This is a genomic window from Streptomyces sp. NBC_01275, assembly GCF_026340655.1.
Lineage (GTDB): Bacteria > Actinomycetota > Actinomycetes > Streptomycetales > Streptomycetaceae > Streptomyces.
In genome coordinates, this window is record NZ_JAPEOZ010000001.1 from 2903384 (window position 1) to 2921612 (window position 18229).

Annotated in this window: 17 protein-coding genes; 2 read left to right on the top strand and 15 right to left on the bottom strand. The window is 72.0% G+C overall.

Translation table 11 applies throughout. From position 1 onward, the window contains the following. Positions 1–533: 533 nt before the first annotated feature. The 13 genes from paaE to pdhA all read right to left on the bottom strand — a co-directional run bounded on the left by paaE (position 534) and on the right by pdhA (position 13570). Positions 534–1667, bottom strand: coding sequence for a 1,2-phenylacetyl-CoA epoxidase subunit PaaE (gene paaE / locus OG562_RS12585; RefSeq protein WP_266396688.1), 1134 nt, complete (start codon positions 1665–1667; stop codon positions 534–536). Then, positions 1667–2209 (bottom strand): 1,2-phenylacetyl-CoA epoxidase subunit PaaD, encoded by a 543-nt coding sequence (gene paaD, locus OG562_RS12590; RefSeq protein ID WP_266396689.1) that lies wholly within the window; start codon positions 2207–2209, stop codon positions 1667–1669. Before paaD ends, paaE begins: the two co-directional genes overlap by 1 nt. Beyond that, entirely contained in the window at positions 2203–3069 is an 867-nt protein-coding gene (paaC, locus tag OG562_RS12595; protein WP_266396691.1) for a 1,2-phenylacetyl-CoA epoxidase subunit PaaC, read from the bottom strand. The genes paaD and paaC overlap by 7 nt, the downstream gene beginning before the upstream one ends. A 16-nt stretch (positions 3070–3085) precedes the next feature. Continuing rightward, positions 3086–3382: a 1,2-phenylacetyl-CoA epoxidase subunit PaaB gene (gene paaB / locus OG562_RS12600; RefSeq protein ID WP_266396692.1), complete on the bottom strand. Its 297-nt coding sequence runs from the start codon at positions 3380–3382 to the stop codon at positions 3086–3088. Beyond that, positions 3379–4359 carry a 1,2-phenylacetyl-CoA epoxidase subunit PaaA gene (gene paaA / locus OG562_RS12605; protein WP_266396694.1) on the bottom strand — a complete coding sequence of 327 codons (981 nt, stop codon included), beginning with the start codon at positions 4357–4359 and terminating at the stop codon, positions 3379–3381. The genes paaB and paaA overlap by 4 nt, the downstream gene beginning before the upstream one ends. A 37-nt stretch (positions 4360–4396) precedes the next feature. After that, a complete protein-coding gene (locus OG562_RS12610) occupies positions 4397–5242 on the bottom strand; it encodes an enoyl-CoA hydratase/isomerase family protein (RefSeq protein ID WP_266396695.1) in 846 nt (281 codons plus the stop codon). Then, positions 5233–6099, bottom strand: coding sequence for a 3-hydroxyacyl-CoA dehydrogenase family protein (locus OG562_RS12615; RefSeq protein WP_266396697.1), 867 nt, complete (start codon positions 6097–6099; stop codon positions 5233–5235). Before OG562_RS12615 ends, OG562_RS12610 begins: the two co-directional genes overlap by 10 nt. After that, positions 6096–6893, bottom strand: coding sequence for an enoyl-CoA hydratase/isomerase family protein (locus OG562_RS12620; protein ID WP_266396699.1), 798 nt, complete (start codon positions 6891–6893; stop codon positions 6096–6098). Before OG562_RS12620 ends, OG562_RS12615 begins: the two co-directional genes overlap by 4 nt. After that, positions 6890–8071, bottom strand: a complete 1182-nt coding sequence (locus OG562_RS12625; protein WP_266396701.1) for a thiolase family protein — start codon at positions 8069–8071, stop codon at positions 6890–6892. The genes OG562_RS12620 and OG562_RS12625 overlap by 4 nt, the downstream gene beginning before the upstream one ends. Then, complete coding sequence (gene paaN / locus OG562_RS12630) at positions 8064–9776, bottom strand: phenylacetic acid degradation protein PaaN (RefSeq protein ID WP_266396703.1); 1713 nt, start codon at positions 9774–9776, stop codon at positions 8064–8066. Before paaN ends, OG562_RS12625 begins: the two co-directional genes overlap by 8 nt. Positions 9777–9855: 79 nt before the next feature. Further along, complete coding sequence (locus tag OG562_RS12635) at positions 9856–11403, bottom strand: dihydrolipoamide acetyltransferase family protein (protein ID WP_266396706.1); 1548 nt, start codon at positions 11401–11403, stop codon at positions 9856–9858. After that, positions 11400–12419 carry an alpha-ketoacid dehydrogenase subunit beta gene (locus OG562_RS12640; RefSeq protein WP_266396707.1) on the bottom strand — a complete coding sequence of 340 codons (1020 nt, stop codon included), beginning with the start codon at positions 12417–12419 and terminating at the stop codon, positions 11400–11402. The genes OG562_RS12635 and OG562_RS12640 overlap by 4 nt, the downstream gene beginning before the upstream one ends. 5 nt (positions 12420–12424) lie before the next feature. Next, positions 12425–13570 (bottom strand): pyruvate dehydrogenase (acetyl-transferring) E1 component subunit alpha, encoded by a 1146-nt coding sequence (gene pdhA / locus OG562_RS12645; RefSeq protein ID WP_266396709.1) that lies wholly within the window; start codon positions 13568–13570, stop codon positions 12425–12427. 121 nt (positions 13571–13691) lie between these two features. Here pdhA and OG562_RS12650 point away from each other — a divergent pair, with 121 nt between their 5' ends. Then, complete coding sequence (locus tag OG562_RS12650) at positions 13692–14192, top strand: Lrp/AsnC family transcriptional regulator (protein ID WP_266396710.1); 501 nt, start codon at positions 13692–13694, stop codon at positions 14190–14192. Positions 14193–14293: 101 nt separating this feature from the next. Here the strand turns inward: OG562_RS12650 and OG562_RS12655 are convergent, their stop codons facing one another. Then, positions 14294–16075, bottom strand: coding sequence for an aldehyde dehydrogenase family protein (locus tag OG562_RS12655; RefSeq protein WP_266396711.1), 1782 nt, complete (start codon positions 16073–16075; stop codon positions 14294–14296). 5 nt (positions 16076–16080) lie between these two features. Further along, positions 16081–17127, bottom strand: coding sequence for a histidinol-phosphate transaminase (gene hisC, locus OG562_RS12660; protein ID WP_266396713.1), 1047 nt, complete (start codon positions 17125–17127; stop codon positions 16081–16083). A gap of 345 nt (positions 17128–17472) precedes the next feature. Here hisC and OG562_RS12665 point away from each other — a divergent pair, with 345 nt between their 5' ends. After that, a complete protein-coding gene (locus OG562_RS12665) occupies positions 17473–18141 on the top strand; it encodes a hypothetical protein (RefSeq protein WP_266396716.1) in 669 nt (222 codons plus the stop codon). Positions 18142–18229 lie beyond the last annotated feature (88 nt).

The following is an 18229-nucleotide window of genomic DNA, read 5'->3' on the forward strand; positions in this document are numbered from 1 at the left end:
CCGACTTGACCGGAATCGGCGTCCAGAATCTGTCCAGACGACCATGAAATCATGATCACAACAGGGCCGCCAGGACCCTCATACACTCGCCCCGGACGACAAACATGCTGGTCAGAACGATTCTTCGTGACCACTGCGTGGTGTGGGGCGGGTGGGACTCGAACCCACGGCCGACGGATTATGAGTCCTTTGGGGATCTTGGCGGCCCTTGCCGATCAGTGCCGATTCACGCCGTTCTTGCAGGTCAGACGCGCTGATCTGGGTCAGCCCTGTGTAGTGCTTGTCGGTCTGTTCCTATCCTTGTGGCCCCTCAATGGCCCCTGGAAGCCGATGGGTTGGACGCTTACCACAGCAGGTGCCGCGTCCGCCCTGTTCAGCCGAGGGCATGGAACCTTCGCACAGCGGATTCTCCTACCAACGCGACGATGCTCCACCCCCGGTCCCGGGCGGCGACCAGCGTGCCGACCAACTTCCCCCAGCTTTGTCTCTCCATGACGGGGGATCACAGTCAGCGGCCCGTTCGGCGTCGTCCCTCAGCTGTCGAAGTCGACGGTGAGCGTGTCGGAGGCAGCGAAGGTCTGGCAGGTGAGGACGTAGCCTGCGGAGACCTCGGCGGGTTCCAGGGCGTAGTTGCGGCGCATGTCGGCCCGGCCGTGGGTGACGAGGGCACGGCAGGTGCCGCAGACGCCGCCCTTGCATGCGAACGGCAGGTCGGGACGGGCCTGTTGGGCGCCGTCGAGGACGCTGCGGTGATGCGGGGCGGAGTACGTGGTGGCCCGGCCGTCGAGGACCACGGTGACCTCGCTCGTCGGGACGTCGGCCAGGGCGTCGTCCCGATCGGTCGTTGTCCGGGCGGGCGGCGAGGGTGGCTCATCGTCTGCGTGGAACAGTTCCTGGTGGACGCGGTCGGCCGGGACGCCGAGGCCGAAGAGGATCGCGCGGGCGTCGCGGACCATGCCGTGCGGGCCGCACAGCCACCAGTGTCCGACGTCCTGGATGTCGACGAGGGCGTCGAGCAGCGCGGTGAGCCGTCCGGAGTCGAGGCGGCCGGAGAGCAGTTCCGCTTCGCGCGGCTCGCGGGACAGGACGTGGGCGAGCTGGAAGCGGGCCGGGTACTCGTCCTTCAGGTCGGCGAGTTCGTCCGCGAACATCACGGTGCCGGTGCGCCGGTTGCCGTACAGGAGGGTGACGCGGGAGGCGCCGTCCGCGCCGAGGACCGACGCGGCGATGGACAGCATCGGCGTGATGCCGGATCCGGCGGCGACGAGCACATGGTGGCCGGGGCGACCAGAGTGTCCGGCATCGGTGAGGTCAGGGGTGAAGGCGCCGGCCGGGCCCATGACTTCCAGGGTGTCTCCGGGGCGTACGCCATGGACGAGCCACGAAGAGAACAGCCCGCCCGGTACGACGCGGACGCCGATGCGGGGCGGTGTCCCGGCCGGTGCGCAGATGGAGTACGAGCGGCGCTCGTCGCGCCCGTCTATCTCGCGGCGCAGGGTGAGGCACTGGCCGGGGAGGAAGGCGAACTCCGCGGCCAGACGGTTGGGGATGTCGAAGGTGAGGGCGGCGGCGTCGGGGCACAGCGGCTCGACGGCGGCGACGCGCAGGGCGTGGAAGGCCGGACGGCGGCGGGCTCGTGCCGCGACCGGCGTACGGGGATGGGGCATCAGATGTCCTTGACGTGTGGGAAGGGGTCCAGGCAGGCGCGGCAGCGTCTGAGTGCCGTGCAGGCGGTGGCGGCGAATCGCGATATCTCCTCGGTGTCGGTCGAGGCGCAGCGGGGACAGGGCACGACGGCCGGGGCGGGGGTCAGGGTCAGCCAGGTCGGCCCCGGCGCGGAGTTCGGGTTCCGGCGTGCACCGGGTGGCGCGACGCCGTGTTCCGCCAGCTTGCGGCGGCCTTCGGCGGTGATCCATTCGGTGGTCCACGGCGGGTCGAGCACCGTGACCACGCGGACGGCGCGAAAGCCGGCCGCGCGCAGCCGGGTGGCGACCTCGGCGCGCATCTCCGCCATCGCGGGGCAGCCCGCGTAGGTGGGGGTGAGTCGCGCGACGACCGTTCCGTCCTGCTCCACCTCGATGCCGCGGAGCACGCCGAGATCCGCGACGGTCAGCATGGGCAGTTCGGGGTCGGGGACCTGGGCGGCGATGTGCCGGGCCTGTTCCTCCGCTTCCCTGCGGCGCTCGACGGGATCCGGAACCGTCACCATGCCGCTTCCGGGTGTGCGCGGGCGACGCTCTGCAGTTCGGCGAGGAGCGGCGCCAGATGCCTCGTGTGGTCCCCGCCCCGTCCGGCGCCGGGGACGGAGGAGACGGACACGGGCCCGAGCGGCAGGGCCTCGGACGGGTTCAGCCCGGCCTTCACGAGCACATCGGCGAGCAGGAGCAGGGTTCGGTCGGTGACGGTGGCGGGGTCGGCGCCGAGGTGTACCGCGGTGCGGTCGGCCAGCAGTTCGCCCAGCCAGGGCGCGATCCCGTGCAGGGCCGTTTCCATGCGGCACCGGGACTCGGCGGTCCCGTCACCGAGCCGTACGGTCCATTCGGCGGCGTAGTGGCGGTGGTAGGCCAGTTCCTTCATGCTCTTCGCGGCGATGGCGGCCAGCACCGGGTCCGGCGCCCCGGTCAGCGCCTCGAACTGGGCGAGTCGCCAGGTGGACGTGACCAGCAGCCGGGCGATGGTGAACGCGAAGTCGCCGCCCGGCAGTTCGGCGAGCCGTACGTTGCGGAAGTCGGCCGGGTCGCGGAAGTAGGCGTACGCGTCCTCGCCGCGGCCCGTGCCGTCGGCCCGGCCGGTCCTGGCGTACAGCAGACGGGCCTGGCCGAGCAGGTCCAGGCCGATGTTGGCGAGCGCCAGTTCCTCCTCCAGTTCCGGGGCGCGGGTGCACCACTCGGCCAGCCGCTGGGCGGACACCAGGGCGTCGTCGCCCAGCGCCAGGCAGCAGGCCGCCACGTCCCCGGCGTCGACGCCGTCCGGTACCGCCTGGTCCGCGCCGTGCAGTGGGTCGGTGAAGCCGGTGCCGAACGCCCACCGCGCGTTGTCGTGGTCGACGAACAGGTCGTCCTCGCTCATTGCCTGCTCCTGGGTCCTAGATGTGGGGGACGTCGTCGGGGATGTCGTAGAAGGTGGGGTGGCGGTAGACCTTGTCGGCGCTGGGCGCGAAGAAGGGGTCCTTCTCGCTGGGGGTGGAGGCGGCGATGGTGTCCGAGCGCACGGCCCAGATACTGACGCCCTCGTTGCGCCGGGTGTACAGGTCCCGGGCATGGGTGAGGGCCATCCGGTCGTCGGCCGCGCGCAGCGAGCCCACGTGTACGTGGTTGAGGCCGCGCTTGCCGCGGACGAACACCTCGTACAGGGGCCAGTCGCGCCTGGTCGTCCCGCTCATGCCGCCGCCCCTTCACTCGCGCGTGCTGCCTGCTTGGCCGCGTGGGCGGTGGCCGCCTCGCGCACCCAGGCGCCCTCCTCGTGCGCGGCCCGGCGTCGCGCGATCCGTTCGGCGTTGCACGGTCCGTCACCGGAGATCACCCGCTTCAACTCGTCCCAGTCGGGGGTGCCGAAGTCGTGGTGCCCTCGCTCCTCGTTCCAGCGCAACTCGGGGTCGGGCAGGGTCACGCCGAGCTTCTCGGCCTGCGGGACGGTCATGTCGACGAACCGCTGCCGCAGTTCGTCGTTGGTGTGCCGCTTGATCCTCCAGGCCATGGACCGGGCCGAGTTGGGCGAGTTGTCGTCGGGAGGGCCGAACATCATCAGCGATGGCCACCACCAGCGGTCGACGGCGTCCTGGACCATGGCTCGCTGTTCCTCCGTACCGCGCATCATCGTCAGCAGCAGTTCGTATCCCTGCCGCTGGTGGAAGGACTCCTCCTTGCAGACGCGGACCATGGCGCGTCCGTACGGCCCGTACGAACTCCGGCACAGGGGCACCTGGTTGCAGATCGCGGCGCCGTCGACGAACCAGCCGATCACGCCGACGTCGGCGAAGGTGCGGGTCGGGTAGTTGAAGATCGACGAGTACTTCTGCCGACCCTCGATGAGCCACTCGGTGAGGTCCACGCGGTCGGCGCCGAGCGTCTCGGCGGCCGAGTACAGATACAGGCCATGCCCGGCCTCGTCCTGCACCTTCGCGAAGAGGATCGCCTTGCGGCGCAGCGACGGCGCACGCGTGATCCACTCGCCCTCCGGCTGCATACCGATGATCTCCGAGTGCGCGTGCTGGGCGATCTGCCGGATGAGCGTCTTGCGGTAGCCGTCCGGCATCCAGTCCCGGGGCTCGACGCGCTGGTCGCGGGCAATGGTGTCCTCGAAGGCCGACTCGAGGCTCCGGGGCTGCGGGGGTGCGCCGGTGGCGGCGGGTGTGTTCATGGTGTCCGTGTCCCTTCGTATTCGGTGTGTGGGTGGGTCAGTGGCCTCGGAAGGCGGGGCTGCGGCGTTCGAGGAAGGCCGCGACGGCCTCGTGGTGGTCGTCGGTGGCGCCGAGCCGCCGCTGGATCACAACCTCGCGCTCCAGCGCCGCCGGCAGGGGCGTGGTTGCAGCGGCCCGCAGCAGTGCCTTGGTCTCCCGGTGGGCGGCGGTGGGTCCGTCGGCCAGGGAGCGGGCGAGGGCCAGCCCTTGGGCTGTGGCCGAGCCGTCCGGTACGACACGGTGGACCAGGCCCCAGTGCGAGGCGTCCCGCGCAGAGAACTGGTCGTTGAGCAGCATGAGTCCTGCGGTCCGCGAGGGGCCCAGCTGGCGGGCGAGGGCGCGGGCGACCCCGGAGTCGGAGGCCAGCCCGATGCCGGTGAAGGCGGTCCCGAAGCGAGCACCTTCACCGGCAACCCGCACGTCGGCACAGAGGGCGATGCCGAGTCCGGCCCCGACGCAGGCTCCCTCGACGGCCACGACGAGCGGGACCGGCAGCGCGTGCAACTCCTTGACCAGCGGGTTGTACTCGTTGGGAATGTTCGCGAAGGCCGCGGCGGGCTCGGTCCGCAGCAGCCGGGCGTGTTCCCTGAGGTCCTGGCCGACGCAGAAGTGCTTGCCGCGGGCGGTGATCAGGGCCGCTCGCACGCCGCGTGCGGTGTCCGTGGTCAGGCGCCGTGCCGCCATGAGGAGTGCGCTGCGCATGTGCGCGTCGAGGGTGTTGCCGCTCGCGGGTCCGCGCAGTTCGATGACGGCCACGGCGTCGGTGACGTCGTACGCCACCCCGTACGGGGCGGAGTACCCGCCCGCCTGGGTCTCGGTGGCCGTCCCGTCGGTCAGTGCCACGAGTAGAACCCCTGACCGGCCTTGCGGCCCAGCTCGCCTCGGGCGACCTTCGCCCGCAGCAGCCCGGGCGGCGCGAACCGCTCCCCGAGCGTCGCGTGCAGGTGTTCGGCGATGGCCAGCCGTACGTCGAGACCCACGACGTCGGTGAGGCGCAGCGGCCCCATCGGGTGCCGGTAGCCCAGGCGCATGGCCGTGTCGATGGCCTCCGGGTCGGCGGCCCCCTCCTCGACCATGCGGATCGCCTCCAGACCGAGGGCGAGGCCGAGGCGGCTGCTGGCGAATCCCGGGGAGTCCTGGACCACGACCTCCTGTTTGCCGAGGGCGTGCGTCCAGCCGACCGCCGCTGTGAGGGTCTGCCCGGTGGTGTCGGGAGCGAGGACCAGCTCGATCAGCGCGGAGACGGGCACGGGGTTGAAGAAGTGCATGCCCAGGAAGCGTCCGGGCCGCTTCAGGGCCGCCGCGAGTTCGGTGACCGGCAGGGAGCTGGTGTTGGTGGCCAGCACGCACCGCTCCCCCACGGCCTGTTCGGCGGCGGCGAGCAGGCGGGCCTTGAGCGCGGCGTCCTCCGGTACCGCCTCGACGACCAGATCGGCGTCGTGGGGCAGTCCGGCGATCGAGGTCACGATGGTGACCCGGTCCGGTACGTCACCGGCCACAGGTCCGCCGAGCCCCCCGCGCTCGGCGGCCCGCCGCAGCCCCGCGGTGATCCGGTCCAGGGCGACGGCCGCGGCCGCGCCGTCGTGCTCCACGACGACCACGGACGACCCGGCGGCCGCGAAGGACTGGGCGATACCGGCGCCCATCCGGCCGCCGCCGATCACCCCCACGACGGCGGGTGGTGCTGATGCCGAGGTCATGCCCGGGCTCCGTTCTTCTCGTGCATCTCGTTCTTCTCGTTCTTCTCGTTCTTCGCCAGGAAGCGCGTCATGCGCTCCTCCTTGTCGCGGCCCTCGAACAGCACGGCCTGGGCGAGGTCGTCGGCCACCGGATGGGCACCGGGAGCGTTCGTGACGAGCTTGGTCAGGCGCAGGGCGAGTGCGGAGGAGCGGGCCATGCGGTCCAGCAGGGCGTGCGCTTGGGCTGTCAGCCGGTCGGCCGGTACGACGTCCATGACCAGCCCGCAGGCGAGCGCGGCCGTCGCGTCGAGGTTCCGTCCGGCGAGCAGGACCTGCTTGGCCACCGACTCGCCGAGCAGCTCCCCCAGCCGCCAGCAGGCCCCGGCGGCGGCAAGGATGCCCAGGCCCGGTTCGGGGTTGCCGAAGACGGCGTCCGGTCCGGCGATACGGATGTCGCAGGCGTACGCCAGTTCGGCGCCGCCGCCGAGCGCCCAGCCGTCCACGGCGGCCACGGTGGGCATGGGCAGCCTGCGCACCCGATCGAACAGGCGGCTGTTGATGCCCTGGAGGGCCTCGTCCCGACCGCGCCCGAGAAGTTCGGCGATGTCGGCGCCGCCGGCGAAGACCCCGCCGTGCCCGGTGAGCAGCAACAGCCTGGGATCGCGCTCCAAGTCCTCGCAGACCCGGTGCAGTTCGGCGATCATGCGGCCGCTGATGGCGTTGCGGGCCTCGGGGCGGTGCAGGGTGACGACGACCCGGTCCGCGCGCTCCTCGACCAGCAAGGTGTCGTACGACGTACTCGTGGACGTGCTCATGGCCGCTCCACGAGCATCGCCACGCCCTGCCCGACCCCGACGCAGAGAGTCGCCAGGCCCCGGCGGGCGTCCTCGCGTTCCATGCGTCCGAGCAGGGTGAGCAGGATGCGGGCGCCGGAGCAGCCCAGCGGGTGGCCGAGGGCGATGGCGCCGCCGTCGGCGTTGACGCGGTCCTCGTCGAGTTTCAACCGGCGGACGACCGCCAGCGCCTGGACGGCGAAGGCCTCGTTCAGCTCGACCGCGTCCAGGTCGCCGGCCGTCCAGCCGGCCCGGTCCAGTGCCTTGGCGGTGGCCGGCACGGGCCCGAGCCCCATCAGGTGGGGCTCGACCCCGGCCGAGACGGCGGTGACGACACGGGCCCGGGGAGTGAGCCCGTACCGTTCGACCGCCGCCCCGCTCGCCACCAGCAGGGCTGCGGCCCCGTCGGACAGCGGCGAGGAGTTGCCCGCGGTGACGATTCCGTCGGCGCGGAAGACGGCGCGCAGTCCGCCCAGCTTCTCCAGCGAGGTGGACGGCCGGGGCCCCTCGTCCTGGGTCACCTCGCCGTCCTTGACCGGCACCGGGACGATCTCCTTCTCGAAGCGGCCCGCCTGCTGGGCGGCGATCGCCCGCCGGTGGCTGCGCAGCGCGAAGGCGTCCGCGTCCAGGCGGGTGATGCCGTCCAGGGCGGCGACCTCCTCCGCCGTCTCGCCCATCGACAGGGTGGTCGTGGCGGGGAAGCGGGGGTTGGTGAAGCGCCAGCCGATGGAGGTGTCGTGGACCTCGGCGGGCCGGGCCCAGGGCGTGCCGGGTTTGGCCATCACCCAGGGGGCGCGGGTCATCGACTCCACTCCGCCCGTCACGACCAGGTCGGCTTCCCCCGCCCGTATCGCCTGGGCGGCCGAGGCGACGGCCGTCAGCCCGGAGGCGCACAGCCGGTTGACGGTGTATCCGGGCACGGTGTGCGGCAGTCCGGCGAGCAGCACGGCCATCCGGGCCACGTCCCGGTTGTCCTCACCGGCCTGGTTGGCGGCGCCGAGGATCACCTCGTCCACGGCGTCGGCCGGGACCCCGGAGCGCCGTACCGCCTCGCCGACGACGAGGGCGGCCAGGTCGTCGGGGCGCACGGACGCCAGTGCGCCGCCGTAACCGCCCTGCGGGGTGCGGGCCCCGTCTATCAGATAGACCTCGTCAGGCATCGGCGTTCTCCTCGGCGGGAGCGGGCGCATGGCGGCGGGACTGGACGACCGAGAAGCGGCCGGTGACGAAGGCCGGGTCGGTGAGGGCGGCGTTGGCGGCAGGGTTGGCCGCGGTGCCGTGGAAGTCACTGAAGGCGGCGGACTGGTTGACGAAGACGCCGCCGGTCAGGTTCTCGGACAGGTGGACACCCGCCTCCAGGGCCGTGGCCCGCGCCACGTCCAGCACGGTGTCGTCGGTCGAGTACACGGAGGCGGTCAGGGCGCCGTGCCGCCGCACGGTGTCGTGCAGCAGCCGCAGGCTGTGCGCGGTGGAGTCGGTGCCGATGACGAAGGAGACCGGCCCGAACCACTCACTGGTGTACGTCTTCTCGTCCGCCTCGGCGTCGAGCCGGGCCACCAGCGGTGTGCGGACGACCGCGTCCGGGTGGTCGGGGTGGGCCAGTTCGCGGGAGGTGTGGGCGGTACGTCCCAGGGCCGCCGCCTCCTCCAGACGTCCCAGTACCCCGGCGTTCACGATCGCGCCGAGGGTGGCCGCGGCGCGGCCGGGATCGCCGAGCAGCTTGTCCAGGGCGGCACCCAGGGCGGCGGCGAACTCGTCTGCCGTACGCGGCCCTTGGTCGGTCGGGAAGCCGTCGCGGGGTACGAGGATGTTCTGCGGCGTGGTGCACATCTGGCCGCTGTAGAGGGAGAGCGAGAAGGCGAGGTTGCGCAGGAGTCCCGCGTAGTCGTCCGTGGAGTCGACGACGACGGTGTTGAGCCCGGACTTCTCCGTGTGTACGACGGCCTGGCGGGCGTTGACCTCCAGCCAGTCGCCGAACTCGCTGGAGCCGGTGAAGTCGACGATGCGTACGTCGGGATGGGTGGCGAGTGCGGGCGCGGTTCGCTCGTCGTCGCGCTCGGCGGCGAGCAGCACCACGTCCGGGTCGAAGCCTGCCTCCGCCAGGACCTCGCGGGCGATGCGCACGGTGATCGCCAGCGGCAGTACGGCCCGCCGGTGCGGTTTGACGATCACGGGGTTGCCGGTGACCAGGCTTGCGAAGAGCCCTGGATAGCCGTTCCAGGTGGGGAAGGTGTTGCAGGCGATCAGCACCGCCACCCCGCGTCCGACGGGGGTGAAGGTCTTGTCCATGACGAGTGGGCCGCCTCTGCGCTGCGGCTTGCTCCAGCGGGCGGTGGCCGGATGGCGCCGCTGCTCCTGCCAGGCGTACGCGACCGCTTCGAGGCCGCGGTCCTGGGCGTGCGGACCGCCTGCCTGAAAGGCCATGCCGAAGGGCTGGCCGGTGGTGTGCTGCACGGCGTGCGCGATCTCGAAGCTCGCCGCGTTCAGCCGGGCCAGGATCTCCGCCGCGACGCCGGCCCGGGTGTCCGGGCTCGCGGCGCGCCACGCCACGGCGGCGGACCTGGCCGTCGCGACGGCGACCTCGGGCACCAGGCAGGGGTAGCTGATGCCGAGGGGGAAGCCGTAGGGGGAGATCTCGGCGGCGGGCACGGTGCCGGTCGTGGGGTGCCCTTCGAGGGGGAAGGGCTGGCCGAGGAGGCCGCGCAAGGCCGCCTCGCCCACCTCGGGTGCCCCGGCTCCGTACGCGGAGGTGCTGGGCCTTTCCGGGTATGGCGACCAGTAGTCGCGGGCGGCGGCACGCTCCACGGCCTGGTGAAGCAGATCCGTATGGCGTACGAAGAAGTCGGGGTGTGGGTCAGTGGACACGAGGGGCTCCTGGCCGAACGTTCGGTAGGTCGATGGGTGCGGGGCACCCAGGCGGAGACAAGGGAAATGGGGGGCCGGATCAGACGTCGGCGAGCAGGATCGCCGGACGCTCCACGCAGTCGGCCACGAAACGAAGGAAGCCTCCGGCCACTCCCCCGTCGCAGACCCGGTGGTCGAAGCTGAGGGAGAGCTGCATGACCTTGCGGACGGCCAGCGTGCCGTCCACCACCCAGGGTTTGTCGACGATGCGGCCCGCGCCGAGCAGGGCGGCCTCCGGGTGGTTGATGATGGGCGTGGAGCCGTCCACGCCGAACACGCCGTAGTTGTTGAGGGTGAAGGTTCCGCCGGTCAGACGGTCGGGAGGCAGACTCCCGTTGCGGGCGAGCTCGGTCAACCGGGCGAGTTCGGCGGCCAGTTGTACGGTCGTCAGGCGGTGGGCGTCACGGACGACGGGGACGACCAGGCCGCGTTCGGTCTGGGCGGCGAAACCCAGGTGCACCTCACTGACGCGGACGATCTCCCGCCGCTCGGTGTCCACCGTGGAGTTCAGTTCCGGGTAGCGACAGAGGCCGGAGACGCATATACGGGCCAGCAGGGCCAACAGCCCTATGCGGCGGCCTGGTTCGGCGGCCTCCAGCGCCTTCTTGGCCTGGAGCAGCCCGGTCGCGTCCACGTCGACCCAGGTGGTGGCGTCGGGGATCTCGGTGCGGCTGCGGGAGAGTTTGTTCGCGATGGCACCCCGTACTCCGCGCAGCGGTATGCGCTCGGCACCGTCGGGGGCCCTTCGTGCCTCCGGGGCGGGCGCCGATGCCTGCCGCACCGGGGTGTTCGGTGCGGGGACGGGTTCCGTCGGCGCCTGCGTGGCGGCCCGGAGGATGGCCTGTTCCACGTCCCGTCTCAGAACGACGCCGGCGGGACCGGACGGCGCCAGGCCGGCGAGGTCGACACCGTGGTCCCGGGCCACCCTCCGTACCAGGGGGGAGATCACCCGGGGTGGGTGCGGCGATCCTGCCGCGGCCGGGGCGGGGTGGCCGTCGCGCGCCGGTGTTCCGACGCCGGTCAGGGCCTCGACGTCAGCAGCCGCGGCACCGGCGCTCGAGACGCTCGCGGCACCGGACGCCTCGCCCGGGACCACCACGGCGGCACGCCGACGGCGGCGGCGCGAAAGCGCCGGGCCGTGGCCGGTGCCGTAGCCGATCAGGACGTTGCCGGAACCGGCCTGTTCCTCCTCCCGGTAACGCTCCGCGGCCGCCTCGGCCGAAACCGACCCGCCCGGCGCCGTACCGGAGGTGCCATCGGCCGTACCGGCCCCCGGCGCCTCGGGACGGGGGCCGCCACCCGACCCCTCGGAGGCGCCGACACCGCCGGAGGGGTCCGCGCCCACCGTGATCAGCGGTTCCCCCACCGCCAGCGCCGTGCCCGCCTCCGTGTGCAGTCGCAGCACTGTGCCCGCGTACGGGACCGGTACCTCGACCGCTGCCTTGGCGGTCTCGACCTCGACGACGATCTGGTCGATCGTCACCGTGTCGCCGACCGCGACCTTCCACTCGACGATCTCGGCCTCGGCCAGTCCTTCGCCGAGGTCGGGCAGCCGGAACAGCTGCTCCTGGAGCGGTGCGGTGGTCATGCGACCGCTCCCTTCAGCAGGTGCCGGGTGTCCGGCTCGTCGGTGAGCTGGAGGCGGTCGACGGCGTCGAGGATCCGGTCGACGCCGGGCAGGTGCGCGTGCTCCAACTTCGGCGGCGGATAAGGGATGTCGAAGCCGGCGACCCTCAGGACAGGTGCGGCCAGTGAGTGGAAGCAGCGCTCCTGCACGCGTGCGGCGATCTCCGCCCCGACGCCCGCGAAGCCCTGGGCCTCCTGGACGACCAGGCAGCGCCCGGTCCGGCGTACCGATGCCGTGACCGTCTCGTCGTCGTAGGGCACCAGGGTCCGCAGGTCCACGACCTCGAGTTCGATGCCCTCGGCCGCGGCGGCTGCCGCGGCGGCCAGGGCCACCGGAACCGACGGCCCGTACGCGACGACCGTGGCGTCACGGCCCTCCCGCCGGATCGCCGCCCGTCCGAAGGGCAGCGCGGCGCGCCGTTCCAGGTCGGTGTCCTCCCTCGACCAGTACAGCTTCTTCGGCTCCAGGAAGACGACCGGGTCGGGGTCGGCCACGGCGTCGCGCAGCAGCCAGTACGCGTCCTCGGCCGTCGCCGGGGTGACGACCTTCAGTCCCGGCGTGTGCGCGTAGTACGCCTCGCTGGAGTCGCAGTGGTGCTCGACTCCGCCGATGCCGCCCGCGTACGGGATGCGGATCACCATCGGCAGCGTGAGGCGTCCCCGGGTGCGGTTGCGCAGCTTGGCGACGTGCGAGGCGATCTGCTCGAAGGCGGGGTACGCGAAGGCGTCGAACTGCATTTCCACCACGGGCCGGAAGCCGCCCATCGCCATGCCGACGGCCAGTCCGACGATGCCGGCCTCGGCCAGCGGGGTGTCGAAGCACCGCTGCTCGCCGAAGTCGCGTGTCAGTCCGTCGGTGATCCGGAAGACACCGCCGAGGGGGCCGACGTCCTCTCCGAAGACGAGTACGCGCTCGTCCTCGCGCAGTGCGTCGCGAAGAGCGGTGTTCAGCGCCTGCGCCATCGTGACCTTGGCCATGGCCGTCAGTCCTCCTGAGTCTGAAACGTGGTGGGTTCGTCGGCTTCGGCGAGCTCGGCCAGCTCGGCGGCCAACAAGGCGCGCTGTTCGCGTAGTTGCGGCGTCGGCTCGGCGTAGACGTGGTCGAAGAGCTCCAGTGGGTCCGGGACGGTTTCCGCGTTCATGCCGGCGCGCAGTTCGGCGGCCAGTGCCTCCGCCTCCTCCCGCACCGCCGCGACGTCCTCGTCGGTGAGCGCGCCACGGGCCCGCAGGAGTGCCTCCAGCCGGCTGAGCGGGTCGGCTGCGCTCCACCGCTCGACCTCCTCGTCGTCCCGGTAGCGGGTGGCGTCGTCGGCGTTGGTGTGCGCGTCCATGCGATAGGTGTGCGCCTCGACCAGGAAGGGGCCGTGCCCGGCGCGGGCATGTTCGACGGCCGCGGTCAGCACCGCCAGCACGGCGACCAGGTCGTTGCCGTCGACCTGCTCGCAGCGCACACCGTGGCCGATTCCCTTGTACGCGAGGGCGGGCGCCGCGGTCTGCCGGGCCAGCGGCACGGAGATCGCGTACTTGTTGTTCTGGACGAAGAAGACGACCGGCGCACGGAAGACGGCAGCGAAGTTCAGCGCCTCGTGGAAGTCGCCCTCGCTGGTGGCGCCGTCCCCGACGAGAGCCATCGCCACGCCGTCCCCGCCCTTCCGGCGCAACGACTCCGCCATGCCGGTGGCGTGCAGCACCTGGGTGGCCAGCGGGGTGCACTGGGGGGCGACGCGGGTGGCGGCCGGGTCGTAGCCGCAGTGCCAGTCGCCGCGCAGCAGCGTCAGCACCTCGAGGGGGTCGATGCCACGGGCGACCAGGGCCATGGAGTCCCGGTAGGTCGGGAAGAGCCAGTCGTCGGGGCGCAGCGCGAGCACGGCACCGACCTGACATGCCTCCTGGCCCCGGCTGGACGGGTAGACCGCGAGCCGCCCCTGCTTGGTGAGCGCGGTCGCCTGGGTGTCGAAGCGGCGACCCAGGACCATCCGCCGGTAGGCGTCGCGGAGGGTCTCGACCGGGGGCTCGGTGTATCCGGCCGGCACCTTGGCCACCGGAGTGCCGTCCTCGGCCACGAACCGCACCGGCGTGAGGGACGGCAGGAGGCCCTGGACCGTCTGTCGGAGGCTCTTCACGGACATGGAGGGCACTCGCTTTCTCTGGACACTTGACAGGAGAATGGTCGCCATAACGGAATATGTGTTCAATACTTCGGCCGAACTGGCGATGAACTGCCGAACCGAGCCACACCAGGAGGGCAATGTGTCCGAGGAAACCTCACCGGCGGGGTCGGTGCCCGGACGAACTGCCGTTCCGCTCGACGACATCGACCGGCAGATCCTGGCCCGGCTGCTCAGGGACGGCCGGGTCTCGGTCCGGGCGCTCGCGGAGGACGTGCACATCTCACGCGCCAACGCGTACACACGCATCGGCCGACTGGTGGCCGAGGAGGTCATCACCGGCTTCACCGCGCAGCTCAATCCACAGCGGGCGGGACTCGGCACGAGCGCCTACGTGACGCTGACCATCGAGCAGAACGCCTGGCGTGACATCTCGCGCGAGCTGCGCGACATGCCGTACGTCGAGCATGTCGCCCTCGTCACGGGCGACTTCGACGTCCTGGTGCTGGTCCGTGCACCGGACAACCTGGCGCTGCGCCGGGTCGTGCTGGAGAGCATCCAGGCGGTGCCGGGGGTGCGCTCGACCCGCACCTGGCTGGTCTTCGACGAGGTGCGGGGCCGCGGAGCCGACTGGACGGCGTGACCGTCGGGCCCGGAGCCGGGACGCGGCTCGGCCCAGGCCCGGAACTCGGCTCGGCCTGCCCCGGGCTCGGGGACGCAGCACGGGCACAGTCACCGGGCCGCTCAGACGTGCAGTTCGGTGGCGGAGCCGACGTCCGGCACCGGAACGCGAGCCGGCTCCGCCATCAGGACCGGCGCAGAGACCGCCACCCGGATCGGGACCGGGGTCGGCCCCGCAGCCGGAGCCGGGGCCGCCGGCGCGGCGTGCCGCCGGGACCGCACCACCCGGAACCGTCCCGTGACGAAGTGGGCACCCGCGGCGGGCAGGTCCGCGCCGGCCGAGGAGGGATCGGCGGGAAAGTCGTCCGCGAGGTTCTGCACCAGATGCACTCCGGCGTCCAGCGCCGCCGACTCGGCGACCGCCAGTACCAGCGGGTCGGTCGAGTGCACCGCGGCGTACGGTGCTCCGTGGCGTCCCACGGTGGAGCGGAACAGCGCCAGGCTGTGCGAGGTCGAGTCGGTGCCCACCAGGAACGAGACCGGACCCGGCCACTCCCTGGCGTAGATCCGCTCGTCCCGCGCTCCCAGCCGGACGAGCAGCGGGCTGCGCAGATCGGCGCCGGGATGGTCCGGGTGGTACAGGGGCCGGGACGCGGACAGCACCGCACCGTACTGGGCGGCCTGCGCCAGTGCGGCCCGCACCTCGTTGCCGGTGATCGCGCCCAGCAGCCTCGTCACACGTGCCGGATGCCCGAGCAGCCGGTCCACGGCCTCGCGGATGTCGGCGCCGAAATCCCTGAGGCTCCTGTGCCCCTCGTCGGTCACGATGCCCGTCGTCGGCACCAGGATGTTCTGCGGCGTGGTGCGGAACGTGCCGCTGCACAGGCACAGGGAACGGGCGAGGCCTCGCACCAGATCCCGGTAGTTCTCGGTGGAGTCGACGATCACGGTGTTCAGGCCGGTCCGGTTGGCGAACACGGTGGCCTGGCGGGCGTGTTGCTCCAGCCAGTCGGCGAACCGCGCCGAGCCTGTGAAGTCGACAATGCGCACCGCCGGGTCCGTGGCCAGCCGCCGGTGCAGCCGTTCCTCCGGTTCCGCCACCGCCAGGGTCACGATGTCCGGGGCGTGCCCGGCCTCCGCCAGCACCTGCCGTGCGACGCGAACAGTGATCGCCAGGGGCAGCACGGAGCGCGGATGCGGGGCCACGATCACGGGATTTCCGGTCACCAGGCTGGCGAACAGGCCCGGATAGCCGTTCCAGAGCGGATAGTCGGGGCAGCCGATGAGCAGCGACACTCCCCGGGGCACCAGGGTGCAGGTGCCCCGCATCGCCGGCGGTTGCCCCCTGCGTCGGGGGCTCTCCCAACTCAGGTCCGCAGGGACGCGCGCCGACTCGGCGAAGGCATGGGCCACAGCCTCCAGCGCGCGGTCCTGGGCGCGCGGCCCGGCGGCCCGGAACGCCGCCTCCGGCGGCTGGCCGGTGGTGTGGTGCACCGCAAGGGCCAGCTCATGACTGCGCGTGTTCAGCCGGCGCAGTATCTCCACGGCCAGCCCGGCACGTTGGTACGGCCCGGCGGCACGCCATCCGGCCGCCGCCCGCCCGGCCGCCGCCACCAGCGCCGCGGGGTCGCAGCGCGGGTAGCCGATGCCCATGCCGTACGTGCCTGTGCCGTACGGGGAGGACTCGGTGGCCACCTGGCCGAGTTCTCCGGGCTGGTCGAGGTCGAAAGGCCGTCCCAGCAGGGAGCCGAAGACCTTCCCCGCCGTTCGCGTCGATCTCATGCCCGCGTCGGCGGCATCCTGCCCGGTCGCCTCCGTGAAGGGCCGACGGCATTCACCGGCCGCGAGGGCCCGTACGGCCTCCTGTAGCAGCTCACGATGCCGCTCATAGGGACTGGGACGCATGGCCTTCAGCCTCTCCAGGCAGCGGCCAGCGCGAGCAGGGCGTCGTTCTCCTCCGGCAGACCGATGGTCACCCGGACTCCTTCACCGAGGAACGGACGGACGACGACCTTCCCGTCGAGGCAGTGCACGGCGAAGTCCGCGCTGTCGTCTCCGAGCGGCAGCCAGACGAAGTTGGCCTGGGAGTCCGGCACTTCGAAGCCGAGCGCGCGCAACCGCAGGGTGACGCGCTCCCGTTCGGCGACTGTGAGTGCCGCACGGCGGGCTGCCTCCGCGCGCTCCCCGAGGGCGACGACGGCGGCCTCCTGGGCAAGCGCGCTGACGCTGAACGGCACTTGGGTCTTGCGTACATGGGCGGTGAGCTCCGGCGGCGCCACGCAGTAGCCGACGCGCAGTCCCGCCAGGCCGTACGCCTTGGAGAAGGTCCGCAGCACCACCACGTTCGGCCGGTCGCCGAGCAGGGCGAGGGCGTCGGGGACCAGGGCCGGATCGGCGTACTCCCGGTAGGCCTCGTCGACGACGATCAGCACGTCGTCCGGAACCCGGTCCGCGAAGTCACTGAGCGCGCGCTCGCCGACCGCGGTGGAGGTGGGGTTGTTGGGGTTGCAGACGAAGACCAGCCGGGTCCGGCCGGTGATCGCCGTGGCCATGGCGTCGAGGTCCAGCGCGTGGTCCCGCAACGGAACCCGCACCGCCGTACCGCCGGCGACCGCCGTGAGGATGGGGTACGCCTCGAAGGACCGCCAGCCGAAGACGACCTCGTCGCCGGGGCCGACGACCGAGTGCAGCAGCTGTCCGCAGACCTCGGAGGAGCCGGCGCCCACCGCGATCCGCTCCAGCTCGACACCGTGGTGCGCGGCCAGGACCTGGACGAGTGAGGTGGCGCTCATGTCGGGGTACCGCGACACGCCTGCGGCCAGCTCCGAGAGCGTTCCGGCAACCCCGGGCAGCAGCCCGTAAGGGGATTCGTTGCTGGCCAGCACGACCGCACCGGGCAGCTTGCGGCCAGGGACGTAGGGGGGCAACTGCGCCAAGGACGAACGGACACTCACCATGCTCGACTCGCTTCTGAAGCGGTGAAGTCCCGAGGCCGTACCTCGGGGCACTTGACAGGGAAAGCGTGAAGAGCGAACGACAAATGCTCAACGGTTTGGAGAATTCGGCAACGAATCGCCGAAATCATGTCGAATGCCTGGCAATCAGTCTCTCGCCCAGCCCATCCAGGTCCCTGCCACGAGACGGACGGCTCGGAAGCCGCCGGACACCGGCGGCTTCTGTTGGTCACAGGTCGGACACATGAGGTTCCCGGGCCCCCGGTTGCCGGCACGGTCCGCGAAGACTGCTCCCCGCACAATCCGCGAGGTGCCACCACGCCTCGCCCGCTCCGATCGAGGGAGACCATGTCCACAACCCACGTCGCACACGGGTCGTTGATCTCGTTGGCAGCGTCGCTCGCCCTGCTGACGGCCGGCTGTTCGGGAACGGCCGACAGCGCGGAGGCCGGCGGCTGCCGCGAGAACAGCGGCTGGTCGGCGAGGGACGAGGCGCGGTGGCTGCGCCCCAGCGTGTCGTTCTCTGCGGCCACGGCCGACGGGAGCGCGGCTGACGGGAGCGCGGGCGATGAGGCCGCGGCCGTCGTGATCCGTCCGAGCGACACGGACGACGGCGGGCCGCTGTGCGAACCGGTCACCGTGCAGGTCGAGTTCTGGGAGCTCACCGCCACGGCATCGGGGACGGACATGACGTCCGCGCTGCGCTACCAGCTGGCCACCGACGGAACCGAGGACCGGGGCATCGGCTTCCCTCCCGGCCTTTCCGCCGGGGAACGCGGCGCCTGTACCGGCGTCCTCATGGCGGCGTACGCGGGTGCGCGTCTGTCCGAGGCCGAACTGCCCGAGGAGATCGGCCGCTCGGCCTCCACCGGGAGCGAGGATGTGCGGTTCAGAACCGACCGGATCGGCATGTACAGGCTGCTCCCGCCGTCGGATCCGGAAGCGTGCGACGCGGACGGAGAGCCCACGACCGCCCCACCCGCCACGCCGATGCCATGGGGCAGCAACCACCCGTGACCAGCGCATAGTGAGCCAGGACGAAAACGGGGAAGTGCCCTGATAGCCGTGTGGGGACGGTCGGGGGGCGGCCCAGGCGGGCCGCGGC